Annotated in this window: 26 protein-coding genes and 2 tRNA genes; 16 read left to right on the forward strand and 12 right to left on the reverse strand. The window is 58.8% G+C overall.

Annotation, left to right across the window (positions count from 1 at the left end; all coding sequences use genetic code 11):
• Positions 1-109 precede the first annotated feature (109 nt).
• The 4 genes from WMO44_RS10985 (at position 110) to WMO44_RS11000 (ending at position 3834) form a co-directional block, all read left to right on the forward strand.
• Positions 110-994 (forward strand): YitT family protein, encoded by an 885-nt coding sequence (locus WMO44_RS10985; protein ID WP_349152612.1) that lies wholly within the window; start codon positions 110-112, stop codon positions 992-994.
• A 188-nt stretch (positions 995-1182) separates the two neighbouring features.
• Positions 1183-2841, forward strand: coding sequence for a glutamine--tRNA ligase/YqeY domain fusion protein (locus tag WMO44_RS10990; protein ID WP_005920796.1), 1659 nt, complete (start codon positions 1183-1185; stop codon positions 2839-2841).
• Between the two features lie 27 nt (positions 2842-2868).
• Positions 2869-3258 (forward strand): FMN-binding protein, encoded by a 390-nt coding sequence (locus WMO44_RS10995; protein ID WP_055186760.1) that lies wholly within the window; start codon positions 2869-2871, stop codon positions 3256-3258.
• Between the two features lie 432 nt (positions 3259-3690).
• Entirely contained in the window at positions 3691-3834 is a 144-nt protein-coding gene (locus WMO44_RS11000) for a hypothetical protein (RefSeq protein ID WP_199680601.1), read from the forward strand.
• A 140-nt stretch (positions 3835-3974) separates the two neighbouring features.
• Here the strand turns inward: WMO44_RS11000 and WMO44_RS11005 are convergent, their stop codons facing one another.
• On the reverse strand, positions 3975-4967 hold the full coding sequence (locus WMO44_RS11005) for a D-2-hydroxyacid dehydrogenase (protein WP_349152613.1): 993 nt from the start codon (positions 4965-4967) through the stop codon (positions 3975-3977).
• Positions 4968-5107: 140 nt separating this feature from the next.
• On the reverse strand, positions 5108-5455 hold the full coding sequence (locus WMO44_RS11010) for an Hpt domain-containing protein (protein WP_118658755.1): 348 nt from the start codon (positions 5453-5455) through the stop codon (positions 5108-5110).
• Between the two features lie 357 nt (positions 5456-5812).
• On the opposite strand from WMO44_RS11010, the gene WMO44_RS11015 reads away from it, so the two are divergent.
• The 3 genes from WMO44_RS11015 to WMO44_RS11025 all read left to right on the forward strand — a co-directional run bounded on the left by WMO44_RS11015 (position 5813) and on the right by WMO44_RS11025 (position 9214).
• Positions 5813-5885, forward strand: a tRNA-Pro gene (locus WMO44_RS11015).
• A 229-nt stretch (positions 5886-6114) separates the two neighbouring features.
• A complete protein-coding gene (locus WMO44_RS11020; RefSeq protein WP_349152614.1) occupies positions 6115-6804 on the forward strand; it encodes a methionine synthase in 690 nt (229 codons plus the stop codon).
• Positions 6791-9214: a homocysteine S-methyltransferase family protein gene (locus WMO44_RS11025; RefSeq protein ID WP_349152615.1), complete on the forward strand. Its 2424-nt coding sequence runs from the start codon at positions 6791-6793 to the stop codon at positions 9212-9214. The genes WMO44_RS11020 and WMO44_RS11025 overlap by 14 nt, the downstream gene beginning before the upstream one ends.
• Positions 9215-9932: 718 nt before the next feature.
• Here WMO44_RS11025 and WMO44_RS11030 read toward each other — a convergent pair.
• The 3 genes from WMO44_RS11030 to WMO44_RS11040 all read right to left on the reverse strand — a co-directional run bounded on the left by WMO44_RS11030 (position 9933) and on the right by WMO44_RS11040 (position 12400).
• Positions 9933-11420, reverse strand: coding sequence for a recombinase family protein (locus tag WMO44_RS11030; protein WP_349152616.1), 1488 nt, complete (start codon positions 11418-11420; stop codon positions 9933-9935).
• Between the two features lie 278 nt (positions 11421-11698).
• Positions 11699-11884 carry a hypothetical protein gene (locus tag WMO44_RS11035; RefSeq protein WP_005943483.1) on the reverse strand — a complete coding sequence of 62 codons (186 nt, stop codon included), beginning with the start codon at positions 11882-11884 and terminating at the stop codon, positions 11699-11701.
• Positions 11885-12323: 439 nt separating this feature from the next.
• Positions 12324-12400: transfer RNA gene (locus WMO44_RS11040), tRNA-Val, on the reverse strand.
• Positions 12401-12671: 271 nt separating this feature from the next.
• Here WMO44_RS11040 and WMO44_RS11045 point away from each other — a divergent pair.
• Positions 12672-12839 (forward strand): FeoB-associated Cys-rich membrane protein, encoded by a 168-nt coding sequence (locus WMO44_RS11045; RefSeq protein ID WP_055186266.1) that lies wholly within the window; start codon positions 12672-12674, stop codon positions 12837-12839.
• Between the two features lie 57 nt (positions 12840-12896).
• On the opposite strand, the gene WMO44_RS11050 is transcribed toward WMO44_RS11045, so the two are convergent.
• A complete protein-coding gene (locus WMO44_RS11050) occupies positions 12897-13190 on the reverse strand; it encodes a hypothetical protein (protein WP_055186265.1) in 294 nt (97 codons plus the stop codon).
• On the reverse strand, positions 13187-13450 hold the full coding sequence (locus tag WMO44_RS11055) for a hypothetical protein (RefSeq protein ID WP_015536590.1): 264 nt from the start codon (positions 13448-13450) through the stop codon (positions 13187-13189). Before WMO44_RS11055 ends, WMO44_RS11050 begins: the two co-directional genes overlap by 4 nt.
• Before the next feature lie 192 nt (positions 13451-13642).
• Here WMO44_RS11055 and WMO44_RS11060 point away from each other — a divergent pair, with 192 nt between their 5' ends.
• Genes WMO44_RS11060 through WMO44_RS11075 form a run of 4 tightly spaced genes read left to right on the forward strand, consistent with a single transcriptional unit; the run spans position 13643 to position 16122 of the window.
• Positions 13643-14263, forward strand: coding sequence for a LexA family protein (locus WMO44_RS11060; protein WP_349152617.1), 621 nt, complete (start codon positions 13643-13645; stop codon positions 14261-14263).
• A gap of 24 nt (positions 14264-14287) precedes the next feature.
• Entirely contained in the window at positions 14288-14506 is a 219-nt protein-coding gene (locus tag WMO44_RS11065) for an aspartate dehydrogenase (protein WP_349152618.1), read from the forward strand.
• Positions 14507-14520: 14 nt separating this feature from the next.
• Positions 14521-15219: a tRNA (N6-threonylcarbamoyladenosine(37)-N6)-methyltransferase TrmO gene (gene tsaA / locus WMO44_RS11070; RefSeq protein WP_349152619.1), complete on the forward strand. Its 699-nt coding sequence runs from the start codon at positions 14521-14523 to the stop codon at positions 15217-15219.
• Positions 15220-15231: 12 nt separating this feature from the next.
• Positions 15232-16122: a LysR family transcriptional regulator gene (locus WMO44_RS11075; RefSeq protein WP_349152620.1), complete on the forward strand. Its 891-nt coding sequence runs from the start codon at positions 15232-15234 to the stop codon at positions 16120-16122.
• Between the two features lie 465 nt (positions 16123-16587).
• Here WMO44_RS11075 and WMO44_RS11080 read toward each other — a convergent pair whose 3' ends face one another.
• Positions 16588-17703, reverse strand: a complete 1116-nt coding sequence (locus WMO44_RS11080) for an ABC transporter ATP-binding protein (RefSeq protein ID WP_349152621.1) — start codon at positions 17701-17703, stop codon at positions 16588-16590.
• A 125-nt stretch (positions 17704-17828) separates the two neighbouring features.
• Between WMO44_RS11080 and WMO44_RS11085 the strand changes: the two genes are divergently transcribed.
• The gene (locus WMO44_RS11085; protein ID WP_349152622.1) at positions 17829-18674 is read left to right on the forward strand and encodes a helix-turn-helix domain-containing protein; all 846 of its coding nucleotides are present in this window, start codon (positions 17829-17831) and stop codon (positions 18672-18674) included.
• On the opposite strand, the gene WMO44_RS11090 is transcribed toward WMO44_RS11085, so the two are convergent.
• Positions 18671-19972 (reverse strand): MATE family efflux transporter, encoded by a 1302-nt coding sequence (locus WMO44_RS11090; protein ID WP_349152623.1) that lies wholly within the window; start codon positions 19970-19972, stop codon positions 18671-18673. The genes WMO44_RS11085 and WMO44_RS11090 overlap by 4 nt on opposite strands.
• Before the next feature lie 185 nt (positions 19973-20157).
• Between WMO44_RS11090 and WMO44_RS11095 the strand changes: the two genes are divergently transcribed.
• A complete protein-coding gene (locus WMO44_RS11095; protein WP_349152624.1) occupies positions 20158-21135 on the forward strand; it encodes a carbohydrate kinase family protein in 978 nt (325 codons plus the stop codon).
• Between the two features lie 92 nt (positions 21136-21227).
• The gene (locus WMO44_RS11100; protein WP_349152625.1) at positions 21228-21764 is read left to right on the forward strand and encodes a phosphatase PAP2 family protein; all 537 of its coding nucleotides are present in this window, start codon (positions 21228-21230) and stop codon (positions 21762-21764) included.
• 44 nt (positions 21765-21808) lie between these two features.
• Here WMO44_RS11100 and WMO44_RS11105 read toward each other — a convergent pair whose 3' ends face one another.
• The 3 genes from WMO44_RS11105 to rlmD all read right to left on the reverse strand — a co-directional run bounded on the left by WMO44_RS11105 (position 21809) and on the right by rlmD (position 24675).
• Positions 21809-22324, reverse strand: a complete 516-nt coding sequence (locus tag WMO44_RS11105; RefSeq protein WP_349152626.1) for a hypothetical protein — start codon at positions 22322-22324, stop codon at positions 21809-21811.
• A gap of 56 nt (positions 22325-22380) precedes the next feature.
• Positions 22381-23415, reverse strand: coding sequence for a GGDEF domain-containing protein (locus tag WMO44_RS11110; protein ID WP_349152627.1), 1035 nt, complete (start codon positions 23413-23415; stop codon positions 22381-22383).
• Positions 23416-23505: 90 nt separating this feature from the next.
• On the reverse strand, positions 23506-24675 hold the full coding sequence (gene rlmD / locus WMO44_RS11115; protein WP_349152628.1) for a 23S rRNA (uracil(1939)-C(5))-methyltransferase RlmD: 1170 nt from the start codon (positions 24673-24675) through the stop codon (positions 23506-23508).
• A gap of 180 nt (positions 24676-24855) precedes the next feature.
• Between rlmD and WMO44_RS11120 the strand changes: the two genes are divergently transcribed.
• Entirely contained in the window at positions 24856-25776 is a 921-nt protein-coding gene (locus WMO44_RS11120) for an ROK family protein (protein WP_249251319.1), read from the forward strand.
• Positions 25777-25892: the final 116 nt, after the last annotated feature.

A 25892-nucleotide genomic window follows, 5' to 3' on the forward strand; every position in this document is an offset into this window, starting at 1 on the left:
CGTCTTTTTCTACAACTTCTCCTTTATCCCTTGACTTCCCCGTATAAGGAGAGTATATTTTTGCATGGCATTCAGGCCAAATTACTGTATTTTTTGATGGAGGAAACCCATGAATGGTTTAAAAGAAGCCTTCAGCCGCGAAAATCTGCTGAAGAATCTAAATTTCTTTGCCCTGCTGAACCTCGGCCTTGTGCTCACGGCAGTGGGCATCGTATATTTTAAAAATCCCAACCACTTCGCCTTCGGCGGCACCTCCGGCCTGTCCATCCTGCTGGCAGACCTGTTCCCCCACATCAATGTGGGCGGCTTTATGTGGATCATCAACCTGGTGCTGGTGGTGCTGGGCTTTCTCTTTTTGGGCATCAAGTGCATGGGCTGGACGGTCTACTCCTCCTTCGCACTCTCCTTTTTCGTGTCCTGCTGCGAGTGGCTGTACCCCTCCGGCGTGTCCCTGAGCGGCGATGCCATGCTGGATCTGGTGTTCGCGGTGTTCCTGCCTGCGTTGGGCGCTGCCATCGTGTTTGATATCGGCGCTTCTACCGGCGGCACCGACATCGTGGCGCTGATCCTTGCCAAGTACACCTCTATGGAGATCGGCAAGGCGCTGATGGTCAGCGACATCCTCATTGTGCTGGCCGCCGCCGTGCGGTTCGGCATGGGCACCGGCCTGTACTGTATCCTTGGCCTCATCGGCAAATCCTTCGTGGTGGACGGTGCCATTGAAAACATCCGCCTGCGCAAGGTGTGCACCATTATGACTGCGAACCCGCAGCCCATTCTGGACTTCATCATCCACGACATGAACCGCTCTGCCACTGTGGAAAAGGCCTACGGTGCCTACACCCACCACGAGCTCAGCGTGCTGGTGACCGTGCTCACCCGCCGTCAGGCTTTGCAGCTGCGTAACTTCCTGCGGGAGAACGACCCCCACAGCTTTATCACCATCGTCAACTCCAGCGAGATCATCGGCAAGGGCTTCCGTTCCTTCAACTAAGACTGCTTCGTATCCTTTTTTCATCCATTTTCCGCTAAAGGCTTCCCCCGACCGGGGGAAGCCTTTATTCAGAGGAGTGCCCCCGTGTTCCGCGCAACTCCGTACTTGAAGAAAAACGCAAAATAGTGTATTATATAGTATTATGAGTAAAAGGGGGCACGCTGCGTGCCCTGACAGGGGGAACCTATATGGCTGATAAAAACTTTCTGACAGATATCATCGACGCCGACCTTGCCGAGGGCAAGGTGCAGCAGATCCACACCCGCTTCCCGCCGGAGCCCAATGGCTATCTGCACATCGGCAGCGCCAAGGCCATTTATATCAACTGGTCCATTGCCAACCAGTACGGCGGCAAATTCAACCTGCGTCTGGACGACACCAACCCCGCCCGCGAAGGCGAGGAATACGTCAACAGCATCATCGAGGACCTGCACTGGCTGGGTGCCGACCCCAACGGCGGTATCTTCTACGGCAGCGATTACTTTGACAAGTGCTATGAGTACGCCGAGAAGCTCATCACCGAGGGCAAGGCTTATGTGGACGACCTGACCCGCGAGGAGATGCGCGAGTACCGCGGCTCCGATGCCGGCAAGCCCTCCCGCCCGTCCCCGTGGCGCGACCGCAGCCCGGAGGAAAACCTCGACCTGTTCCGCCGGATGCGTGCCGGTGAGTTCAAGGAGGGCGAAAAGACCCTGCGTGCCAAGATCGATCTGGCAAGCCCCAACATGAATATGCGTGACCCGGCCATCTACCGCATCAAGTACGCCGAGCATCACCGTCAGGGTAACAAGTGGTGCATCTACCCCATGTACGACTTCGCCCACCCCATTCAGGACGCTATCGAGGGCATCACCCACAGCATGTGCAGTCTGGAATTCGAGAACCACCGCCCGCTGTACAACTGGGTCATCGAGAACATTTTTGGTGCCGAGTTCCCCAAGCAGCGCGAGTTTGCCCGCCTGAACATGACCAACACGGTCATGAGCAAGCGCTACCTGCGTGAGCTGGTGGAGATGGGCATCGTGGACGGCTGGGACGATCCCCGTATGCCTACCCTGTGCGGTCTGCGCCGCCGCGGCTACACCCCCACTTCCATCTTCACCTTTGTACGGGAGGCCGGCATCTCCAAGTCTGACAACCTGATCGATATGCGTCAGCTGGAAGCCTGCATCCGCAGCGAGCTGGACCTGACCGCACAGCGCCGCATTGCCGTGCTGGAACCGGTCAAGCTGGTGGTGGACAACTACCCTGCCGACAAGACCGAGTACTTTGACGTGGCCAACAACCCCAACCGCGAAGCCAACGATACCACCACCCGCAAGGTAGCCTTTACCCGCGAGCTGTGGATCGACGCCGAGGACTTTGCCGAGGTGCCGCCTCCCAAGTTCAAGCGCCTGACCGTGGACGGCGAGGTGCGTCTGATGGGTGCCTATATCGTCAAGTGCACCGGCGTGGATAAGAACGCCGACGGCAGCATTGCTGCCATCCACTGTACCGCCGACCTTGAGACCGGCAACGGCAACCCCGCCGATGGCCGCAAGGTCAAGGGCACCATCCACTGGGTAAGCGCCGCACACTGCGTGGATGCCGAGGTGCGCCTGTACGACAAACTGTTCACCGAAGCCAACATGAACGGCATTCCCGAGGGCAGCGACTACAAGGACTACCTGAACCCGGAAAGCGTCACCGTGCGCACCGGCTGCAAGCTGGAAGAAAGCCTGAAGGACGCAAAGCCCGGTGAGAAGTTCCAGTTCGTGCGCACCGGCTTCTTTACCCCGGACAGCAAGAACCCCGGCGTGTACAACCGGGTGGTCACCCTGCGCGACAGCTTCAAGCCCGCAAAATAATCACCCCCAAGGAGAAGATACCATACCATGACCGCAAAAATGACCCGTAATATCCTGCTCATGTTGGCAGCCACCGTGCTGATGGGCATTGTGCTGAACCTGTATATCCACAACACCGGCACCGTACCCGCCGCCGACAACGCCGCCCCCCTAACCGATGGCAGCTACACCTCCTCTGCACAGGGTTGCTTGAGTGAGGTGACCGTCACGGTCACCGTGACCGGCGGCAAGGTGACCGCCGTACAGGTGGACGCCTCTGCTGAGACCCCGGACTTGGGCGGCAAGGCCGCCGAGACGCTGGCAGCGCAGCTGACACAGACCGGCTCCACCACCGGTGTGGACGCCATCACCGGCTCCACCATGACCAGCGAGGCCATCTTTACCGCCATGGACGCCTGCCTTGCACAGGCGCAGTGATGCTGTAAACCACAAGAACAAAAACTGCCGCACAGTTGTGCGGCAGTTTTTTGTTTCTGTTCCTTCGTGCTGAACGATTTAGAATGCGCTCCGCGTTTGCTCTGCGCATGTTCAGCGGAAATACTATTTATACTTTCGTAGTGCCGGAGCGTCTGCGGACACTCCGGTACTACATTTTCATGGTTGAGGTCGTAAAGGAAAGCTACATATTGTGCCATCATCCTTACGAACACTGTGCCGCAGGCCGTTTTTCATTGCAGAACACGTTGGATTATGCTATACTTGGTCTGCCGCACCAAAAGCGGCAGGTGCTGTCTGCATTGCAGGTGGTCAGCTCCCTCCCGGCAGAAATGTCCGGAGAGAGTTACTTACTGTTCTCCTCCGGACGGTTTGAATGTTTTACAACAGGATACCCAAAGGAGGAGTTCCATCATGGAAGTTTTGAATATTGTTTTCAGTGCACTGAACCTTCTGGCCACAGTCATTATCGGTGTCATCCAGTTGACATGGACGATCTCGCGGGATGTCTTTGGGGACAAGCCGCGCGCAAAGCATTATTCTCACAACAAAAAGTAACGACCGCCCCAGCGTACCAATTCTGAGCGGTCGTTTACTTTTTTAATCGATTGCCAGAGAGGGTAGCTGACCATTGCAGGCAGCACCGTTTCTGTTTATAGTATAACGCTCCCACGCCGTTTTGTCAAGCAGCGCCGGTTTTACAGGGTGCTTTGCAGCCGTGCGCCGCTGGCGTACTGGGTGCGGCGGTCCATCTGGTTATCCAGCGGCTGACCGGCGGCATAGCGCTTGAGGTTGTGCGCAAAAATATCCACGATGTTGTCCAGCGTCTTGGGCAGGCTGAAACCGCCGCTGACATGGGGCGTAATGATCACATTGGGCTCTGCCCACAGGGGATGCTCCGGCGGCAGTGGCTCGGGGTCGGTCACATCCAGCCCTGCGCCGGAAAGCCGCCCGCTGTGCACGGCAGCTGCCAGTGCCTCGCCGTCCACGGCAGTGCCGCGCCCCACATTGAGCAGGATAGCACCGGGCTTGCAGAGCGCCAGCCGCTCTGCGTTGAACAGATGCAGCGTCTCCGGCGTGCCGGGCAGGCTCAGCGCCACAAGGTCAGCCTGCGGCAGCTCTGCGTCCAATTCGCTCTGCGCCACCACCCGGGTGCAGTAGTCCGGGCAGGGGGTATCCGGGTGCACGGTGCGACGCACGCCCACCACCTCGGCACCCAGCGCATACGCCCGCCGGGCAAAGTTCGAGCCGATATCGCCCATGCCCACGCACAGCACCCGGCTGCCCGCAATGCTGCCCACAGAGTGGCCGGTGGGTGCCCAGCGGTGCTCCCGCTGGTTGTCCCGGTAGGCGGGCAGCTCCTTGAGCAGGCTGAGCCACATTGCCAGCATACACTCGCTGATGGCCAGACCGTAAGCGCCGGTGGCGTTGGTCACGATGCACTTCTCCGGCAGCACCCCCGGCTCCAGATAGTTATTGGGGCCGGCTGCATTGGACTGGAACCACTCCAGATGATCGTTCTGCCGGATCAGCGGCACCGGCAGGTTGCCCAGCACCGCATCAGCCCACAGGGCATCCTCCGCCGTGGCGGTGTCCGGGGTAGTAAAGCGATATGCAAAGCCCTGCACCGCCTCAATGCGGGCCCTCTGCTCTGCACTGATGGGCAGGCAGACAAGGATATGTTTGGACATAATGGGACTCCTTCCCTCTTTTTTCTCTATCATACCGCAAACTGTGCGGCGGCACAAGAGGGTGGTTCTGTGCTTTCAGACGCATCCCGTAAAAGAACAATGCCGGGCAGCCCGAAAGCCGCCCGACATCGCATTATATTTTAGTCCAGTGCACGGATGGCGTCCACCGTGCAACGGTACTGCTCTGCCACCTTTGCAAACTGCTCCTGTGTGCCCTCCAGCTGCCCGGCGCGCAGGGTCTCGGTCAGGGTATAGGTAGGCGCGTACAGATTGGAAAAGCCCAGATTCTGGCAGACGCCTTTGAGGGTATGCGCCCCGCGGAACGCCTCTTTCACATCTCCCCTGCGCAGCGCTTCCTCCAGGATCTGAAAGCTGTCGTCCTGCAAGAACATCCGCACAAATTTGCAGATCATGGCTTCGTTATACAGCCGCCCAAGCACCTCCTGATAGTCTGCGCCCATCTTTTTATAGCATTCCTGTATCGTCATCGCTTACGCCGTGCCTTTCTTTTTTTGCTATCGTTTGCTTTCCCACCGCCGCATCTTACTACGCTTCACGGCGATATAGTGTTATGATAGCACCTTTCCGGCCATCTTGCAACTAGAGTGCAACAAGTTTTGCACTCTATCTAGTTTTTGCGTTCTCTTTTTGGCAGTTGCACCAAAACCGCACCCAGCTCTTCAAAAAGCGCCTGCTGCCGCGCCCTTTTCCGCTGCTGCCAGCTGCCGCTTCTGCCGGCTGAAAAAAGCGGACCGTGCAGCGCTGTCAACTGCGGATTCCGTATTGACGAACCGCACAAAAAACGATATACTATATTTCGGCGGTGCAGCTGTGCCGCCGAATACCGGGGTGTTGCGCAGTTGGTAGCGCGCCTGCTTTGGGAGCAGGAGGCCGCGAGTTCGAGTCTCGCCACTCCGATACTGCAAACGCACGTTGATTCGATAAGAGTCAACGTGCGTTTTTATTTTGCCGGTAAACTTGACGGGGAAAATCCGAATGCGTGCAAAAACTGCACACACTGCAAGGCCGCTTTTAAAAAACAGAGCAGCCTTTTTTCTTTTCCCCCCTTTTTGCGGGATTGATAAAAGCCCACAAGTGCGGTATACTGAATAGTACTTTATTTAAAAGAAGTAAGGAGGTGCGGCCCATGGCGATCGGTGTGCCCCGCCCGCTGGCGATAGAAAAACCGCAGGCCGTAGATCTTGTACAGGCGGCGCGGTATTTCGGTGCGCACGGCGAACCGGACGACGCCACGCTGGCACTGCTGCAAAAGTGCGCGGTGCCGCTGCTGGCGGCGGCGATGCCCCGGGCGGTGTGGCTGCTGGCAGACACCCCCGCCCTGACCGAGGCCGGGCTTCTGCCCGGTGAAGACGTGCACAAGCACCTGACCGGCTGCGGGCAGGCCATTCTGCTGGCAGTAACGCTGGGCCCCGGAGTGGATGCCCAGATCCGCCGGGCAGGCGTGGGCGATATTGCCGCCGGGGTAGCCTCCGATGCCTTGGGCAGCGCACTGGCCGAGCAGGCCGCCGATGCCGCCGAGGCGCAGCTGCGCCAGTGGGCGGCGACCGAGGGAAAGTATCTGACCGGGCGCTTTTCGCCCGGCTACGGCGATTGGGACATCGCGGTGCAGCCACTGGTGGCAGCGGCACTGGACACCGCGCGCAAGGCCGGGCTGTGCGTCACCGACACCAACCTGATGACCCCGCGCAAGAGCGTGACCGCCCTGCTGGGGGTCAGCGACCACCCGGTAAAGGGTCAACTGGCCGGGTGCGGCCATTGTGTGCTGCACACCCGCTGCGAATACAGAAAGAGGGGAAAGACCTGTGCAAGTGAATGAACTTTTCAGACAGAGCAATACCATCCTGCTGGACGGCGGCATGGGCACCATGCTGCAAGCTGCCGGGCTCAAGCTGGGCGCACGCCCGGAGGAGCTGAACATCACTGACCCGGCGCTCATCGAGGGCATCCATGGGCAGTACGCTGCGGCGGGCAGCCGCATCGTCAACGCCAACACCTTCGGCGCTTCTGCCCACAAGCTGGCAGGCAGTGCTTACACGCTGGAGCAGGTCATCACCGCAGGCATTGAAAACTGCAAGCGCGCCTGTGCGCCCTACGGTGCGCTGACCGCGCTGGACGTAGGCCCGCTGGGCGAGCTGCTGGAACCCAGCGGAACGCTGGCCTTTGAGGATGCTGTGGCTGAGTATGCCCGCATCGTCAAGGCAGGCGAAGCCGCCGGGGCAGACCTGATCTTTTTTGAGACCTACACCGACCTGTACGAGCTGAAAGCCGCCCTGCTGGCTGCCAAGGAGAATACTCATCTGCCCATTCTGGCCAGCATGAGTTTTGAGGCGGGCGGGCGCACCTTTACCGGCTGCACAGTGGAAAGCTTTGCCGCCACCGCCCGGGGCTTGGGGGCAGACGCCGTGGGCATCAACTGCTCGCTGGGCCCCAAGGAGATCTTCCCCATGGCAAAGCGGCTGGCCGAGGCTGTGCCCGGCAACTTCCCGGTGTTCGTCAAGCCCAACGCCGGTCTGCCCCGGGCGGACGGCAGCGGCTACGACATCACCCCGCAGCTGTTCGCCTTGCAGATGAAGCCCTACCGGGAGCTGCACCTGTTTGCCGCCGGCGGCTGCTGCGGCACCACCCCGGAGTTCATCAAGCTGCTCAACGGCACCTTTGCAGGCTGCACCCCGGGGCGTCCCGCGCACCGGATGCCATCGGTGCTGTGCACCCCGGTGGACACGGTCACAGTGGACGGCATCACGGTGGTGGGCGAGCGTATCAACCCCACCGGCAAAAAGCGCTTCCAGCAGGCACTGCGGGAGGGCGACATGAACTATGTGCTGGAACAGGCCGTCAGTCAGGCAGAAGCCGGGGCGCAGGTTCTGGACGTGAACGTGGGCGCACCCGGCGTAGACGAGCCGGTACTGATGGAACAGGTGGTCAAGGCTCTGCAAAGCGTGACCAGCCTGCCCCTGCAGCTGGACTCCTCCAACGTGGAAGCGCTGGCGCGGGGTCTGCGGGTATACAACGGCAAACCCATCGTCAACTCCACCAACGGCGAGCCGGAAAAGCTTGCCGCCATCCTGCCGCTGTGCAAGAAGTACGGTGCCGCCATCGTGGGGCTTGCCATCGATGAAAAAGGCATCCAGCCCAAAGCCGCAGACCGTGTGGCCATTGCCCGCCGCATCACCGAGGCAGCGCTGGCAGCAGGCATTCCCCGGGAGGATATCTACATCGACTGCCTCACCCTGACCGCCAGCGCCCAGCAGGAGGATGTGCTGGCCACGGTGCAGGCACTGGAAGCCTGCAAAAAGGAGCTGGGAGTGCGCACCGTACTGGGCGTGTCCAACATCAGCTTTGGTCTGCCCTGCCGCACCTACCTGAACACCACCTTCCTGACCATGGCCATGTACGCCGGGCTGGACCTTGCCATCATGAACCCTTCCAGCGAGGAGATGATGGCGGCGGTGTACGCCTACAACGTGCTGACCAACCGGGACAAGCAGAGCACAAAGTACATCGAGCGCTTTGCCGACCGTGTGCCCGCCAGCACTGCGCTGGCACAGGCTGCAAAAGCCGCACCTGCCGCCAGTGCTGCCGAAGCAGAACTTACCGGCCCCTACGCCGCCCTGATGAAAGCGGTGGAAAAGGGCTTGAAAGGTGACGCCGCCGCCCATACCCGCGCCCTGCTGGCAGAAAAGCAGCCGCTGGAGGTGGTGGACGAGGCGTTGATCCCCGCCTTGGACATTGTTGGTGCCAAGTACGAAAAAGGCACCCTGTTCCTCCCGCAGCTGCTGCAGGCCGCCAGCGCCGCCCAGAGCGCCTTTGAGGAGATCAAGACCGCCATTGCCCAAAAGGGCGAAGGCAGCGCCAGCAAGGGACGCATCGTCCTTGCCACCGTCAAGGGCGATGTGCACGACATTGGCAAAAACATCGTCCGGGTCATTCTGGAAAACTACGGCTTTGAGGTGCTGGACCTTGGCCGGGATGTGCCGGTGGAAACGGTGGTGGACACGGTGCGGGAAAAGGACGTGCATCTGGTAGGCCTTTCCGCCCTGATGACCACTACCCTGAAAAGCATGGAGGAGACCATCGCCGCCCTGCACGCCGCTAAGCTGGACTGCAAGATCATGGTGGGCGGTGCCGTGCTGACCCCGGAATACGCCGAGAAGATCGGCGCGGACTGGTACGCTAAGGACGCCAAACGCAGCGCCGACATCGCCAAGGAGTTCTTTGGGGTGTAACGCAAAAAAATTTCAGATTCAGACTGCTGAGAAGTGCGGACTTTTCAGCAGTCTTTTTTTATGGGCAGGGCGTTTATTTGCAAACTGTTCAAAATTACCACAAAAAATTGCCACGATTGTCTGGCATAATAAGGGTGCACTCAGGGAGAACGGAACGGACATCCCCCATAACCTCCGAAAGGTTCTCCCCGCAAAAGCCCATGCAGGCACATTTTCCTGCGGGTGCGGCCGCAGCAGCGGCGCACAGCAGGCCCATAAAAAACTGTCTCCCGTTTCTATGCGAGGCAATAGCCAGAACGGCGGACAGACTACCAAATCCCTCCTGACCAAGCCGCAATGTTCAGGGGTTCCTATACAGCAGGCAGTGTCGCTTTCCTCCTCCTTTCCACGACACTGCCTGCTTTTTGTTTGCGCCTTTTTCCGTGAAATACAGGCAGTCTCAAGGTCGGAATGTTGCCCTGCCGCCCGCTCCCCCGCATACAAAAAGCACCACCGTTATTCTGCACAAAATTCAAGGATAGAATTTTATGCCAAAAAACCTGCAAAAATTGGGTTTCTGAGGTCATTTTGCCGATCCTCCACGAATTTTGCTACAGATCTGCTACAAACGACTGAAAAGGGGGCCTCCTACACGTTTCATTATCAATATACAAAAGTGAATCTGCTTCACTTTTGCATATCAAAAAGCACGTAGATACAAAAAAAGCCGCTTACCTTTTCAGGTAAACGGCCTTACGTTTGGTGGAGCATTGTCCACGGCACTCGAACCCAACACTTCCTCACGGGTGACCGTTTTGGCATCGTCCGTGAAGTTGAAGTTGAGTACGACCCGGTCATCAAAGACGTAGACCGAGTTGACAAAGGTATCAATGATCTGCCGCTGGTGTTCCGTGCTGCCCACGTCACCCTTGCGGAATTTTTCAAGCCAGAACCGAATCCACTCACGGGTCAAGACGGGCTTTTTCAGCTCTTCTTCCAGAATGCTGGTGTTCAGAGCTTCTTTCCGGGCTTCCAGCTCGTCCAAACGCTGCTTGGTGGTCGGGGTCAGGATGCCCTGTTCAATGGCTTCCAGAAGGTTTGCCAGCCGCTTCTCCGTGTCCCTGAGCTGGTCTTTCAGGACAGGCAGCCGGGTGTTCTCCTTCTGCTGGGCTTCTATGACCAAATCTATCAGCTGTTCGATGATTTCATCGCTGAAAATCACCTTAATGGCAGTGTCCACCACGAACCGCTCCAGAGGCTCCTTGCGGATGGCTTTCAGGTCGCAGTGCGCCTTGCCGTGGCGTTTGGCGTTGCCGCACTTGTAGTAATAGTAGGTGTTTCCCATGTGGCTGGTGCCGCTTTCGCCGCCCATCAGGGTGCCGCACTTGCCACAGAACAGCTTGGTCGTCAGCAGATAGCTCACATCCTCTTTTGCAGGCCGACCGTGGGCGATCTTGTTTTGCTCGAAACGCTGCTGCACCCGGTCGAACAAATCCTTGTCAACAATGGCCGGAATGCCGCCCGGCGTCACGATGTCCTTGTAGCGGTATTCGCCGATGTAGCGGCGGTTGCGGAAGATCTGGAAGAAGCTGTTCTTCACGAACGGCTTCCCGGTGCGGGTACGCAGGCCGCGCTCGTTCAGGGATGCTGCAATCTTCTCAGCCGGTTCGCCGTCGGCGTACCAGGTGAAGATCTCCTGCACGATGGGAGCCGTTTCCGGGTCGATATGGTACAGCCTGTCCTTCTTGCCAATGGTGAAGCCCAGCGGAACCACACCGCCGTTATACTTGCACTGAAGGGCATTTTCGCGCTCACCGCGCGCCACTTTCAGGGCGAGCTCGGCGGAATAGTATTCCGCCATGCCAATCAGCATACTCTCCACCATAATGCCTTCAGGCCCCTGTGAGATGGGTTCCATGGCAGACACCAGATGGACACCGTTCTTTTCCAGCTGGTACTTGTAGTTCACGGCATCGAACCGATTCCGGGCAAAGCGGTCGAGCTTCCAGACCAGAACCACATCGAAGATTTTCTTCGCGCTGTCCTTGATCATCCTCTGGAAGTCTGGACGGTCATCCGTCTTGGCAGAGTAGGCACGGTCGATGTAGGTGCCGACCACTGTGATACCGTTCTTCTCGGCGTAGTCCTTGCAGTCGCGCAGTTGTCCTTCAATGGACGCTTCTCGCTGGCTGTCAGATGAATAGCGGGCGTAGATCACGGCGGTCATGGTTGCACCTCCTTGGCGTGTATTCGACTTGCCTTTATAGTATCGGGTCAAGCGCAGCTTGTCAACAATCTGCGAGCAGATTGAAATGTGAAAATTACGAAACGCAGCGAAAAAGGGGAGAGCAAGAATCGTCCCGTGGCCACAAATTTTCAATTTTTGAAAATTTTCTGCCCATCCGGGACTTCACTTCTTCACCTCTTGTGAGTTTCCGAAGTGCTCTTGTTGGGGCGTGCCTGCCCCAAACCCTGCTGGGAACGAGTACGGCAAACTGGAATTGTTTACTTCTTCATCTTAGGCGCAATAAGCAGCACGACTGTCACAAGAACATACAAACCATACAGTAACCAAGTAATGGTATTGTTCCAAGGAAAACTCATTTCTGGATGGTTCACCGCAAACATTATAAATGCAACAGCTATAATCAGCATTACCAAACCGACGATTCTTGATGCGCTCTTTTTCATGTAAATCACCTCGCCAAATTTTGATTTGTTGAACTAAGCCGAGTATACCATACTCTCCAATGAAAGAACACCCCGATATAGTGAAATTTTGCCGTTTTCCTGCGTACGTGCGTACACACTCCACAGGAATTCTAAGGAGCCTGCCCCCTTAGCACACGGACTTTGGAACAAAGTCTAGTGTGTTACACCTTGCCAGAGGTGTACAGGCTCCCGGTACGCACGTACGCAGCAATTGCCCTCAATGCGCCATATAGGTGGCGATCAAGTTCGCACAAAGCGAACTTGATTCCGCAAAGCAAAAGGCAGGATACCACTATCATAGTGATACCCTGCCTTTGCTCGTTTACCGTTCCGAGTAGTCCTTCCGCAGAACCTCCGATAAACAAAAAACGTACCCGAACCCTTTTTCGTAAAGAATTGGGTTCGAGTACGAACTGTATGGTGGAGAATTAGGGACTCGAACCCCAGACCCCCTGCGTGTGATGCAGGTGCTCTAACCAGCTGAGCTAATCCTCCATATTCGCTTGTGTTGTGCGCTCCGAACTGGAACGTGATTATTATAGCACGGCATTTGCCGAAATGCAAGCCCTAATTTAAAATTATTTTACTTTTTTCGAAACACTTTCCTTCCCAGCAAAAACGCCCTGCCGGGCTCCGGGCGTGCAACATTACCGCCGGGCAGCCGCACCGGCTGCGCCCTGCACAAAAAATGTGCGGCAGGCTGTTGCTCTTTGCCTGCAAATCGTGTATACTTGGGGGCAGAAAGCTGCATAAGAGAAATCGAGGGATGAATATGACACTTCGCGGGATCATCACGCTGGTAATATTGGCTGTGCTGTTTGCGCTGGCTGTGGTCTGGATCTCCAGACAGGGCGGCTGGAAGGGTGAGGGTTGCAACGGCAACTGTGCCTCCTGCCACAGCCATTGCGAGGACCCGGACGCCAAGAAGAAATAATCAAAACCGGGCTGCTGCACTTTATTTCGTGTAGCAGCCCGGTTTTATGGTTATGCCTCAGAACGCACCGCGCTGGGCGGCGTAGACAGCGATGGTGCTCAAAAGATCCTGCAATGCCTTCTGGTAGGTGGTGCGGCCGATGTGCAGCTGCTCTAAGATCTCGTCCTCCGGGCGCTGCTCAAAAAAACGCATCCGCAGCAGGTCTGCCCGCATGGGGTCATGCACCTGATAATAGTCGATGCCCTCATCAATGGCGCTTTGCCAGCGGCGGTTTTCCGGCGTGCGCGCCCAGTGGCGCTCGCCATACTTGCGCAGGGCGTTCCGGGTCAGGTCTCGCTGTTCCGGTGTCACTGGCGCTTCCCCCTTTTGGGCAGCTCCAGCGTTGCACTGCGCGAAAACCGGTTCTCGGCATCGAAAAAGCAGGCGTCCCGCTCGGCCATCGTCAGGCCAAGCATGGTGGAAAGCCGCTCGGCTTCGTCCAGTTTGAACTGAGTCTCACCCAGCAGCTTGTGCCGCAGGGTGTTGCTGCTGATGTGCAGCACACTGGCCACATATTGCAGCTTGTAGCCGCTGTCTTGGATGTAAGTGTAGATTAGGTTTGTGTTTGCCATGGCTTCTCTCCTTTTTTGTAGTTCGCCGCGTTTACGACAATCATTGGTTGTATTATACGCCGTTGTTGATTATCTGTCAACCTATAGTTTCCAAAACGCACCACAATTGTTGATTTTTAAGAAATTTTCTGCTATACTCAGAGCAGAAAGCCGTATTTCATACCACAACCCATAGTTTTCAGGAGAACTGTCATGTCCGATCTATCTACCCGTGTCCGGCTGCGCCGGGAGCAGCTGGGCCTTTCGCAGCAGGAGCTTGCCCGGCGCATGGGCTACCGCTCCCGTTCCTCCATCACCAAGCTGGAAAAAGGCATCAACGATCTGCCCCAGTCCAAGGTGGAGGAGCTGGCGCAGGCGCTGGAGACCACCCCCGCCGCCCTGCTGGGGCTGGACGCGCCCTGCGCCTGCCCCCTTGGCTTTGAGCCGCTGCCTGCCATGGTGCAGGTGCCGCTGATCGGCTCCATTGCCTGCGGCACCCCCATCACCGCCGAGCAGAACATTGAATGCTATATCGGGGTGCCCGCCGCGTGGCACGCAGATTTTGCCCTGACCTGCCACGGCGACAGCATGTCGCCCACAATATGCAACGGAGACATCGTTTGCATTCGTTGCCAGCCCGAGGTGGAGCAGGGCGAGATCGCCGCTGTGCGGGTGGGCGAGGAAGCTACCCTCAAGCACTTCCACCGGCAGGGCGATGCCGTGATGCTGCTGGCGGATAACGCCGCCGTCTGCCCGCCCATGTTCTACGTCGGCGAGCAGCTTTCGGAGCTGCACATTGAGGGCAAAGCCGTGGGGCTTTGCCGCGGTCTATAAGATAAGGAGAGAAAGGAGCAGCCTGTGTTCGGCAAAAAGAAAACGTCCCCCGCTTACGACCCCGCCGCCCAGAAGCCAGTGCTGCGGTGCAGCATCTGCACCGGGGAGCAGGTGGCCGGGTTTCAGGATCTGCACACCGGCCATTTTACCGAGGTGCAGCTAATCCGCAGCCCGCAGGAATTGCAGGCCTTCCGCAGCCGGTACGGCATCCCCGCCGACTGCCCCATTGAAAAGATCTATTGAGCAAGGAGTTCATCATGCAGCAGGCACCCGAAGCCATGACCCTGAAGGTCATTGCCCATATCCATACCGCCTTTCCCACCAAGTTCGGCATCCCGCGCCAGAGCGGGCTGGTAGAGGAGCTGCGGGGCGAGATCATCTTTACCCCGGAATACCGCAATCCCGACGCCCTGCGCGGGTTGGAGGGTTTCAGCCACATCTGGCTGGTGTGGCAGTTTTCCGGTGCAGTGCGAGAAAGTTGGTCTCCCACCGTGCGCCCGCCGCGCCTTGGCGGCAACACCCGTGTGGGCGTTTTCGCCACCCGGTCGCCCTTCCGGCCGAACCCGTTGGGACTTTCCAGCGTTAAGCTGGAAGCCATTGAGCAGCGCCCGGATGTGGGACCGGTGCTCATCGTGCGTGGTGCCGACCTGATGGACGGCACCCCCATCTACGATATCAAGCCCTACATCCCCTACGCGGACTGTCACCCGGACGCCGCCGAGGGCTTTACCGGGCAGACCCGCACCCACCATCTGGAGGTATTCTGCCCGGCAGCGCTGTGGCAGACCGTACCGGAGGCCGACCGCGCCGCTTTGCAGGGCGTGCTTGCCAGTGACCCCCGCCCCTCCTACCAGCACGACCCGCAGCGGGTATATGGCATGGAATTTGCCGGGCTGGAGGTGCATTTTACCGTGGACGGTGCTCAGCTCACCGTGCAGGACATCACCCTGTTATAAAAGGAGCCGTTCATGGAACTGCGGACTGTCAATACCTTTTTGCACATCGCCGAGCTGCACAGCTTTTCCCGCACTGCGCGGCAGCTGGGCTACTCGCAGTCGGCGGTGTCCTCCCAAATCGCACAATTGGAAGCCGAACTGGGCACCCCGCTGTTTGACCGCGTGGGCAAGACGGTGCGCCTGACCGATGCCGGGCAGACCTTTTTAGGCTACGCCCGCACTCTGCTGGAAACCGCCCAGCAGGCGCAGGCTGCCTTGCAGCCCGCCCAGCAGGTGCGGGGCAGCTTGCGCATCGCGCTGGCAGATTCCGTGTGCAGCACCTTTTTGCCGGGACTATTGCAGCGCTACCACGCCCGCTGCCCGCAGGTAGAGCTGGTGCTGCACACAGCCTCCACGGACGAGATGCTGCAACTGCTGAGCACCAATCAGGTAGACCTTGTCTACACGCTGGACCAGCCTCTTTTGCAGCCCACGCTGGTGCTGGCGGCGGACGTACCGGAGCCGGTGTGTTTCATTGCACCGCCGCAGCATCCGCTGGCGCAGGAAAGCGCCCTCCCGCTGGACATTCTACCCCGGCAGGAGTTTCTGCTCACCGAGCGGGGCATGAGCTACCGGGACGCGCTGGACCAGTGCATGGCGGCGCACGGCCTTGCCATCCATCCCTATCTGGAGCTGGGCAGCGCCGCGCTGCTGTGCCAGATGGTAGAACAGGGCATGGGGCTTTCCTTTTTGCCGGAGTACATCGTGCGCAGCGCACTGGCCGAGGGGCGTCTGGCCCGGCTGAACGTGCCGGACTGCACCGTCATGATGCACCGGCAGCTGTTCTATCACCGGGATAAATGGGTGACCCCCCAGATGAACGTATTCATCGAGCTGGTGCGGCAGGGTACACAGATAAAATGATTGGGAATGCCCGCCGCGTTGCTTTGGGCATAATCAGCGGAAAAAATATTTTTATTTCGGGGTTCAGAAACGCCTGTGGGCGTTTCTGAACCCCATTTTCACGGGAGGGGCAACCCTCTCAGTCACGCCTTACGGCGTGCCAGCTCCCCCGAAGGGGGAGCCAAGGTCTAAGGCTCATTGCTGAAGGTTTAAAGAACAATGAGAAAGTTTCCCGCAGTGCTCTTGCCTCTCCCTTTGGGAGAGGTGTCACCGCAGGTGACGGAGAGGGCGCACGCCGTTGCCCTTGTTGTTAAAGTACTAAGTGCAATAAGAAACCTTCCCGCCATGCTAAAAGCTCCCCCTTTCGGGGGAGCTGGCATCGCGCAGCGATGACTGAGAGGGTTTTCCAAAACGAAAAACCGCCGAAGGTTTTCCTTCGGCGGTCTTTCGTATGATAGGAGGATCAAAAATGATCTTTGCTAAGTCTTAGTTCAGGATGGTCTGCTCGGTCTCGATGTCGAACAGGTGCACCTTATGGGGATCGAATGCAACGCGGACGGTGTCTCCGTTGCGAGCCTTGGAGGTGGGAGCAACACGAGCGGTCATCTTGTTGCCCTTGTACTCCAAGTACAGGTAGATCTCAGCGCCCATCATTTCGGAAACATCGACCTGAGCATCCAGCTGGCAGTCGGTGTGCTTTGCCATAAACTCGGGCTCATCATCGATATCCTCGGGACGGATGCCCATCTTGATCTTCTTGCCAACGTAGGAATCCAGCTTGCCGTCGGCGGTCTTTTCCTTGGGCAGGGGGATCACGTCGCCGCCCAGGTCAACACCGTACAACTCGCCCTTCTTGATCAGGGTGCCGTCCAGGAAGTTCATCTGGGGGCTGCCGATGAAGCCTGCAACGAACATATTGCAGGGCATATCGTACAGGTTCTGCGGGGTATCGACCTGCTGGATGATGCCGTCCTTCATAACCACGATACGGTCGCCCATGGTCATAGCCTCGGTCTGGTCGTGGGTAACGTAGATGAAGGTGGTAGCCAGCTTCTTGTGCAGCTTGATGATCTCGGTGCGCATGGAGGTACGCAGCTTAGCATCCAGGTTGGACAGAGGCTCGTCCAGCAGGAAGACTGCCGGGTTACGAACCATTGCACGGCCCAGAGCAACACGCTGACGCTGACCACCGGACAGAGCCTTGGGCTTGCGGTCCAGCAGGTGCTCGATCTCCAGGATCTTAGCAGCCTCGTGCACGCGCTTGTCGATCTCGTCCTTCGGGGTCTTGCGCAGCTCCAGACCGAAAGCGATGTTCTTGTAAACGGTCATGTGGGGGTACAGAGCGTAGCTCTGGAACACCATGGCGATATCACGATCCTTCGGGGGAACGTCGTTGATCAGACGGCCGCCGATGTACATCTCGCCCTTGGAGATCTCCTCCAGACCGGCGATCATACGCAGGGTGGTGGACTTGCCGCAGCCAGAGGGGCCGACGAAGATGATGAACTCCTTATCCTGGATCTCCAGGTTGAAGTCGGTAACGGACGGGGCAGTTGCGCCCGGATAGATCTTGTAGATGTGCTGGCAGCTAATGGAAGCCATAATCGTTATCCTCCGTAAAATATTTGATGTTTCACGCCCTTGACGGCGTGTTGTTTCGTTGGTACTATAATAACAGATAATTTTGTGATATAAAATAGCATTTTATTGATTAGAGGTGTCAGATATTGCTGTTTGACTGGAACACCATCGCCGCACCGGCTGCGCTGCTGGATGTACAGCTTTCCGCGCCCCGCACTCTGACCGGCGAGGGGCTGTGGGTCTGCCTTGTTTCCAGCGGCAGATGCACCGCCTCCCTGCCCGGGGCGTCTGCCGCACCCGCCGGCGCTGTGCTGGTGCTGCCGCCGCAGTCCGCTGCGGCGGGGCACCTGATCCTGAGCCGCGCCCCGCTCACCCTGACCCCGGAGGACAGCTGCCATCTGCTGTGCGTCCAGCTGACCGGGCAAGCCAGCACGCAGTTTTTGAACGGCCTGCGGGAGCTGCCCTACCTTGCCAAAGGCGAGACCTGTCCTGCCGCCGCCGAGCTGATGGGGCGCCTTGCCGAGGAAAAGCCCACCCACAGCCGTGCCCGCAGCCAGCTGGTCTTTGCCCTGCTGTGCGAGCTGGCGGATGCCGACAGCGCCGCACCCGCCCTGCCGCCGCTGGTGCAGGCCGCCATAGAGGATATCCGCGCCAACTATGCCGGGCTGTACGGTGTGGAGGAGCTCAGCGAGCGGCTGGGCGTCTCCAAAAGCCATCTGGTGCGCACCTTTACCGCCGCCGTAGGCGTGCCGCCGGGCAAGTACCTGACCACCGTGCGCATCGAGGCCGCGCAGCGGCTGCTGCTGCACCGGGAGTACACATTGGACGTAGTGGCCAGCCTGTGCGGCTTTTCCGGGGCGAACTACCTGTGCCGGGTATTCAAAAAAGAAACCGGCCAGTCCCCTGCACAATGGCGGGCACTGACCGGTCGCGCCGCACAGGCCGGGCTTACGCCCGAGGAGACCATGCGGGAACAGGAGATGTATATTTAAGCCGTCTCGGCCTTTTTTCTGCGCAGCAGAAACAGGGTCAGCAACGCGGTGAGCAGTTCCGAGGCCGGGAAGGCCGCCCATACACCCGACATCCCGAACACCGCGCTGAGCACCAGCGAGCAGACCACGATGGCTACCATACCCCGGCAGATGGAGGTAACGGAAGCCTCCGCCGGGCGGTTCACGGCGCTCAGATAGCCCGCCGCCATGATGTTGAAGCCCGCAAAGAAGTAGCCCACAAAGTACATCCGCATCCCGGTGTGGGCGTACTGCGCCATCTGCAACGAGTTTTCGCTGTTGAACCAGCTTACAAAGGTATCGGTCAGGCCGAACACTGCGGCGTACAGCACCGCAGCCAGCACCAGCACCGTGCCACTGCCCAGCAGCAGCAGCTTCCGCGCCCCGGCGCGGTCGTTCTGGCCGTAGCAGCAGCTCACCAGCGGCTGTGCGCCCTGCGCCACGCCGTTGAAGATGGCCGTAGCCACCAGTGCAAAGTTTGCCACCACGCCGTAGGCTGCTACGCCCACGTTGCCCGCCAGACCCAGCAGCAGAAAGTTGAACACCGTGGTGGTCACGCCGGAGGAAAGCTCGCCCACAAAGCCGGAGACGCCCAGCTGACAGCTCTGCCCCAGCAGCCTTGCCGAGGGCATCTGCCGCACGAATTGCAGGGTGTTCTCCTTTTTAAAGAAGTGGCGGCTGCAGATTGCAATGCTGATAATAGGCGAGACCGCCGTTGCCAGCGCCGCACCGGCCAGCCCCAGACCCAAGGGGAACATGAAGATATAGTCAAATACCACGTTGAACAGACTGCCGCTCAAGGTCGCCACCATGGCAAGTGAGGGGTCACCGTCGTTGCGGACAAAGGCCGACACGATGTAGTTGCACATAAAAAACGGGGTGAACAGCAGAAAAATGCGGGCGTAGGGGATGCCCAGCGCCACGATGCCGACATCACCGCCCATGAGCCGCAGCAGCGCCCCGGGCGCAAAAACACCCGCCAGCATCCACGGGATAGACGCCAGTACGGCGCACAGGATGGCGTTGGAGAAATACCGCTGTCCCCGGGCATCATTCTGTGCCTTGGCAATAGCGTAGCGGGTCGCCGAGCCCAGCGCGATCATGGAGCCAATGGCAAAAATAAAGTTATAAATGGGCAGGCAGAGATTGAGCAGGGTAACGCCGTCTGTACCGGCGGCCTGTGCAATAAAATAGGTGTCGGCCAGAATATAGCACGAAGTACCCAGTAAGCCGAAAATATTCTGCGAGACATATTTAAAGAACTGTTTTGTCAGATCCATACACTTTTCCCTTTTTCCCTGTTTTTGTATACGTCTGGAAATTGTAGCATATCCGCCGCTGCAAGTCAACCGCAAAACCCGCCCATTACCGTATAAAAGAAGCAGTTGCGCACAGCGCCCTGCGGGTGTATACTGAACACTGCCGCACCTTGCGGCACACCTGTATGCAGAAAGGAAGAAGCCCTATGTCCGACAGGATCTTATTTTCCATCGGCGAAGCGCTGATCGATATGATCCCCTCCCGGGTGGGATGCAGCTTTGACGAAGTACCCGCCTTCAGCCCCCGGGTGGGCGGCGCTCCGGCCAATGTCTGCGCCGCCGTTGCCCGGCTGGGCGGGCGCAGTGCGCTGCTGAGCCAGCTGGGCGACGACCCCTTTGGTCATAAGATCGCCCGGGCGCTTGCCGCCTGCGGCGTGGAGCTCTCCCATCTGGAATTTACCAGTAAAGCCAGCACCGCGCTGGCCTTTGTCAGCTTAGCGGAAAACGGCGAGCGCACTTTCAGCTTCTGCCGCAAGCCCTCCGCAGACCTGCTGTATACCCCGGAGCAGATCGACCCGGGCTGGTTTTCGCAGGCCTTTGCCCTGCATTTTTGCAGCGTCTCACTGGTGGACAGCCCCATGCGCTACGCCCATCTGGCTGCCATCACTGCCGCGCGGGAGGCGGGCGCCATCCTCAGCTTTGACCCCAACCTCCGCTTCCCCCTCTGGCCGGACCGGGAACAGCTGCGTCAGACCGTGTGGCAGTTTCTCCCCCTGACCCATATCCTGAAGCTTTCGGACGAGGAGCTGCCCTTCCTCACCGGCACGGAGGATATTGAAGCCGCACTGCCCGCGCTCTTTACCGGAGATGTACAGCTGGTGCTGTACACCTGCGGCAGCAAGGGTGCCCGCGCCTACACCCGCACCGCCAGTGCCCGCGCCCGCTGCCCCAAGGTGACGGCGGTGGACACCACCGGCGCGGGGGACGGCTTTATCGGCTCGTTCCTGTGGCAGTTGCAGCGGGACGGCGTAACCGCCGCCGAACTGCCAAAACTTTCCCGCAAGCGCCTGACCGAGTATCTGACCTTTTCCAACCGCTTCTGTGCTATCAGCGTGCAGCACCACGGCGCGCTCGACAGCTACCCCACCTTGGCACAGATGAAAGCGGAGTATCCCCTGCCCTGAAGGCAAATTTACCGCACATTTTGTATTTTTTAACATTTATATGCTATATTGTATAAAAAGTCTGCTTTCTCACCACCCAAAAGGAGGAACCCATGCCCTTTGAGTTTGCTTTTCTGGACTGGCTGTACCAGTTCCGCAACCCGGTAATGAACACGATCTCCATCTTTTTTGATTACGCCGGTGCTCACGGCGAGATCTGGATCGCCTTCACCCTGCTGCTTCTGCTCTTCCGGCGCACCCGCAAAGCGGGCTTTGCCATGGCGGTGGCGCTGGTGCTGTACATGGCGGCGGGGCACTTCTTCCTCAAGCCGCTGTTTGCCCGTCCCCGCCCCTGCGATATCAACACTTCCATCACCATACTGGTGGCGCGTCCGCACGGGCACTCCTTCCCCTCCGGGCACACCGCCTCCGGGGTGGCGGCAGCCTACGCGCTCTGGCTGCAAAACCGGAAGCTGGGCGCGCCCGCGCTGGTGCTGGCAGCCTTTATCGCCTTTACCCGGCTGTACCTCTATGTGCACTTCCCCACCGATGTCCTCGGCGGCGCAGTGCTGGGCATCGCGCTGGGCACTGCGGCCTCCGCATTTGCAAACTATATGGCGAATCGCAAAAAGAAACAACAAATTGTATAAGAAAAGGTCGCTGCATCCATTTGTGCAGCGACCTTTTTGCTCTATTATTCTGCCGGGAGCTGTACTTTTCGGTTCTGTGCCGGATCCCAGCACACCAGCTCCAGCCGGCTGTCCGCAGGCAGGGCGGCGTCCGGCTTTGCCGCCTGCCAGCAGCGCTTGAGCACCGCAGCGGCTCCGGCGTCCTCTACGCCGGGCAGCTCGGTGCACAGCACCGTGCCCTGCCAGCCGTTTTCCGTGTACAGGCTCAGTGCGCCCGCCTTGCCGTCCAGAATGGCGGTGATATCCTGCTGCAGCTGCGTGTAGCCCTCGGCGGTGGCGGCGTACTCGCCGTGCCACTTTTCAAAAAACACCGAGAACTCCCCGCACAGCTCAATCAGCAGATCCTCTGTGCCGGTAGGGCTTTGCACCACCAGCGCCAGATCCTGCTCTTCCATGTAGTCAAAGTCCGGGTCGTCCCATGTGTGCACGGTGACCTGCTGCCGGCTGAGCAGCATCAGCAGCTCCCCCTGCTTTTCAGCGGTGTCAAAATCGCCCTGCGGGCTGTTCCAATCTGTGTTCATCGGTGTTCCTCCGTTTTTCTGTTGTACGGGCGGGGTTTCCCCGCTGTATGATCTGTTCAATTCTTCTCCTCGCTGCCATCTGCGGGCTTTGCCGCTGCGGCGCGGGCTTTCAGCTCGTTTTTAGCACAGTAGAGCGCGCGGTCGGCGCGGTCCTTCACTGCGACCACGTCCTCCCCGGAAAAGGCGGCAGAGCCAAGGGAGACCGTCGGCAAAATGGTAAGCGTCTTGCGCCGTTCTGCCAGCAGAGATTGCAGCGTTGCTGCGCAACGGGCTTCGCTTGCCTCGTCTTTCAGCAGCACGCAAAATTCATCGCCGCCGATACGGTAACAGTAGCCGCAGCGGGCGTAGGCTTTTTTGATGCAGTCCGCGATCTCGGCAAGGCAGACGTCCCCCTGTAAATGGCCGTAGCGGTCGTTGATCTGCTTGAAGTCATCCACATCGAACACCACCAGCACCCCGCCGCTGCGGCGCATCTCAATGGTGCGGTTCAGGTAGCTGTTCTGGTTCAAAAGTCCGGTCAGCGCGTCCAGCTGGTTCCACATCTCGCTGCAATAGATATAATACAGCACCGACAGCAACGTGACACACAGCCATGTGACGTGCAGCGCCGGCAGCGCGATCTGGATCACGGTCTCCGCGCCCAGAAACAGGGTCAGCGGGTAGATCAGCGTGCGGCTGCGGTTCTGAAAAACTGCCGCCGTGCGCACCGTAGCCACCATAAGGTACAGCATGGAGGCGTAATACATGATGACATAAATGAAAAAGTACCCACCCCGGGCGTAGAGGTTTTCCGCACTCACCGAGAACACCGGCCCATAGGGCAGCGTTGCCGCCAGAAAAAGCAGATACGCGCCCTCGTAGCACACCGCCGCCTTGAACCCGCGCCGGATGATGGTTTTTTTGTCCAGTACATACACAAGGCACAGCGCCACCGCTGGTGTCAGCCCGAAGCCCAGATAGTTGGACAAAATGTTCAGCCAGCGGTAACCCGGCGGTGTGCCGTCCACCACGATGGTGATGACCTCCAGCACCGAGATCGCCGCGATCAGCGCAAAGGCCAGAAAGAACCCGCGCTTCTGCTTTTTATTCAAAGATTCGCTCAGCTTTGTAAGAAGGCACATAAAGCCAAGCACAAAAAGATCAATAGTCGTTAAAACAAAAAAATATCTATCCATTGCAAATTATCTCACTCTGCGCGCTGATGCCTTTGATAAGGCACAGACAACCTCGATATGCTCTGTATGCGGAAACATATCCACCGGGGTAAAGCCCTCGGCCTTATAGCCCAGCTTTGTCAGGGTGGCAAGGTCGCGGGCGAGAGTGACGGGGTTGCAGCTGACATAGACCACCCGCTTCGGTGCCATGCGGGCCACGCTGGCAAGAAATTCCGGGGTGGAGCCCTCGCGCGGGGGGTCCATAAAGATCACATCTGCCTTCTCCCCCGCTGCGGTCGCTTCGCGGATCCAGCGGGTGGCGTCGGCGGCAAAGAAGCGGGCGTTCTTTACGCCGTTGTGTCTTGCGTTGCCAATGGCATCCTGCACGGCGTCCCGGTTCAGCTCCACGCCCACCACCTGCTTTGCATGGTCGGCGGCGGTCAGGCCGATGGTGCCGATGCCGCAGTAGGCGTCCAGCACCACCTCCTTGCCGGTCAGCTTTGCAGCTTCCACCGCAAGGCCGTACAGCACTTCGGTCTGGGCGTGGTTGATTTGATAAAAGCTGCGCGGGCTGATGGCGTAGGTCTTGCCGCAGAGGGTGTCCAAAATGAACCCCTTGCCGTACAGCACCTTTTCCGCTTCGCCCAGCACCACGCTGGTCTTGCGGCTGTTCACGTTCTGCACCACGGTGGTCACAGTCACGCCGCGCTGTGCGGTCTCCGCCAGCAGCGCCTTTACAAAGTTCTTGGCCCCCGGCAGCACCGGCTGCGCCGTTACCAGCACCACCATCACCTGCCCGGTGGCTACGCCCCGCCGCAGCAGACAGTGGCGCACAAGCCCGGTGCCCTTGTCCTCATCGTAGGGCTGGTAGCGGCAGGCGTTGGCGGCAGCCCGCACCGCCTGCATGGTCTTGTCCAGCACCTCGTCCTGCAGCAGGCAGCTTTCCACCGGCAATACCTTATGGCTGTTTGCCGCGTAGATGCCGGAGGTCAGTTTTCCACCCCAGCCGACGGCAAAGGTGGAAATCACCTTATTGCGGTAGTGGTAGGGCTGCTCCATGCCCCGGATGGGGTGCACCGGGCCGTATTTGCCCACAAGAGCACGCACTTTTTCTTCCTTTTGTTTCAGCTGCGCGGCATAGTCCAGCCCCAGCAGGGGGCAGCCGCCGCAGTTTTTGGCACGCAGTTTGCAATCCATGGCAGTTTCTTCCTTTATATAACAGATACTCTCTTTTCAGGATATCACAGGGCGGGGTGGATTGCAACTGCAAGGCGGGGCGATTTTTACAGTTTTCATTTTTACTGCCGGGTCTTTACTTTCCCGCGCTGATTTGCCATAATAGGGGCAGAAAACGACCGTTTACGGGAGGGCTACAAAATGAAGATCATGGTTTTTGATGTAGGCGGAACCGAGATCAAATACTCGGTCATGGATGAGCAGATGCACCGCACGGACAGCGGCGCGGTGCCCACGCCGCAAGATACGCAGGCACAGTTTCTGGATGCAGTCTACCGGCTGTATGCGCCCCACAAAGATGAAGTGACCGGCATTGCCATGGCGCTGCCGGGCTTTGTGGATAACCGCACCGGCTATGTGTCCAACGGCGGGGCGCTGCTGTACAACACCGCTACCCCGGTGGGGCAGCTGCTGGCAGAAAAGTGCGGCTGCCCTGTCATCCTGGAAAACGACGGCAAGGCCGCCGCCATGGCAGAGCTGGCAAACGGCGCGCTGAAAGGCTGCTGCAACGCAGCGGTGTTCATCATCGGCACCGGCGTGGGCGGCGGCATCATCGCCAACGGACAGCTGGTGCGCGGGGTGCACTTTACCGCCGGAGAGTACAGCTTTGTCAACACCAACGCCGAGGCGTGGGACGCCCCGGACCAGAACATGGCCTGCCAGTGCAGCACCAGCAACCTGCTCAAATGGTACCGCGCCCGCAAGGCGCTGCCGGAGGACGCCCCGCTGAACGGACGCAGCTTTTTTGCCGCCGCCAATGCCGGGGAGCCGGAAGCCTTAGAGGTGCTGCGGCGGTTCTGCCACGCGGTGGCGGTGCAGATCTACAACCTGACCGTTCTGCTGGATGTGGAAAAGGTAGCCATCGGCGGCGGCATCAGCAAGCAGCCCCTGCTGCTGGAAAGCCTGCGCAGCGCCTACGATGGACTGTACGCCTCCCGGGCGGGACAGGCTTACATGGAGGGCTTGCCCCGCTGCCAGATCGTGCCCTGTGCCTTCAGCAGTGAAGCCAATCAGGTAGGCGTCGCCGCTGCATATTTTGAAGCTATGCAGAAAAAATGTTGATTTCCAGCCGGTTTCATGGTACTATATCTGCCGTGCGCTGCAAATGGCAAAAAAGCAGCTGCGGGTCTAATATTTTCTTTATAAAAATGCAGAGCCGGACAGCCCGCGGGCTGTCC

The organism is Faecalibacterium tardum (assembly GCF_040096515.1).
GTDB lineage: Bacteria > Bacillota > Clostridia > Oscillospirales > Ruminococcaceae > Faecalibacterium > Faecalibacterium tardum.

Coding starts and splice junctions, on each gene's coding strand:
- WMO44_RS10985 (WP_349152612.1), top strand. CDS start 110: ATGAATGGTTTAAAAGAAGCCTTCAGCCGCGAAAATCTGCTGAAGAAT.
- WMO44_RS10990 (WP_005920796.1), top strand. CDS start 1,183: ATGGCTGATAAAAACTTTCTGACAGATATCATCGACGCCGACCTTGCC.
- WMO44_RS10995 (WP_055186760.1), top strand. CDS start 2,869: ATGACCGCAAAAATGACCCGTAATATCCTGCTCATGTTGGCAGCCACC.
- WMO44_RS11000 (WP_199680601.1), top strand. CDS start 3,691: ATGGAAGTTTTGAATATTGTTTTCAGTGCACTGAACCTTCTGGCCACA.
- WMO44_RS11005 (WP_349152613.1), bottom strand. CDS start 4,967: ATGTCCAAACATATCCTTGTCTGCCTGCCCATCAGTGCAGAGCAGAGG.
- WMO44_RS11010 (WP_118658755.1), bottom strand. CDS start 5,455: ATGACGATACAGGAATGCTATAAAAAGATGGGCGCAGACTATCAGGAG.
- WMO44_RS11020 (WP_349152614.1), top strand. CDS start 6,115: ATGGCGATCGGTGTGCCCCGCCCGCTGGCGATAGAAAAACCGCAGGCC.
- WMO44_RS11030 (WP_349152616.1), bottom strand. CDS start 11,420: ATGACCGCCGTGATCTACGCCCGCTATTCATCTGACAGCCAGCGAGAA.
- WMO44_RS11035 (WP_005943483.1), bottom strand. CDS start 11,884: ATGAAAAAGAGCGCATCAAGAATCGTCGGTTTGGTAATGCTGATTATA.
- WMO44_RS11045 (WP_055186266.1), top strand. CDS start 12,672: ATGAATATGACACTTCGCGGGATCATCACGCTGGTAATATTGGCTGTG.
- WMO44_RS11055 (WP_015536590.1), bottom strand. CDS start 13,450: ATGGCAAACACAAACCTAATCTACACTTACATCCAAGACAGCGGCTAC.
- WMO44_RS11060 (WP_349152617.1), top strand. CDS start 13,643: ATGTCCGATCTATCTACCCGTGTCCGGCTGCGCCGGGAGCAGCTGGGC.
- tsaA (WP_349152619.1), top strand. CDS start 14,521: ATGCAGCAGGCACCCGAAGCCATGACCCTGAAGGTCATTGCCCATATC.
- WMO44_RS11075 (WP_349152620.1), top strand. CDS start 15,232: ATGGAACTGCGGACTGTCAATACCTTTTTGCACATCGCCGAGCTGCAC.
- WMO44_RS11080 (WP_349152621.1), bottom strand. CDS start 17,703: ATGGCTTCCATTAGCTGCCAGCACATCTACAAGATCTATCCGGGCGCA.
- WMO44_RS11090 (WP_349152623.1), bottom strand. CDS start 19,972: ATGGATCTGACAAAACAGTTCTTTAAATATGTCTCGCAGAATATTTTC.
- WMO44_RS11095 (WP_349152624.1), top strand. CDS start 20,158: ATGTCCGACAGGATCTTATTTTCCATCGGCGAAGCGCTGATCGATATG.
- WMO44_RS11100 (WP_349152625.1), top strand. CDS start 21,228: ATGCCCTTTGAGTTTGCTTTTCTGGACTGGCTGTACCAGTTCCGCAAC.
- WMO44_RS11105 (WP_349152626.1), bottom strand. CDS start 22,324: ATGAACACAGATTGGAACAGCCCGCAGGGCGATTTTGACACCGCTGAA.
- rlmD (WP_349152628.1), bottom strand. CDS start 24,675: ATGGATTGCAAACTGCGTGCCAAAAACTGCGGCGGCTGCCCCCTGCTG.
- WMO44_RS11120 (WP_249251319.1), top strand. CDS start 24,856: ATGAAGATCATGGTTTTTGATGTAGGCGGAACCGAGATCAAATACTCG.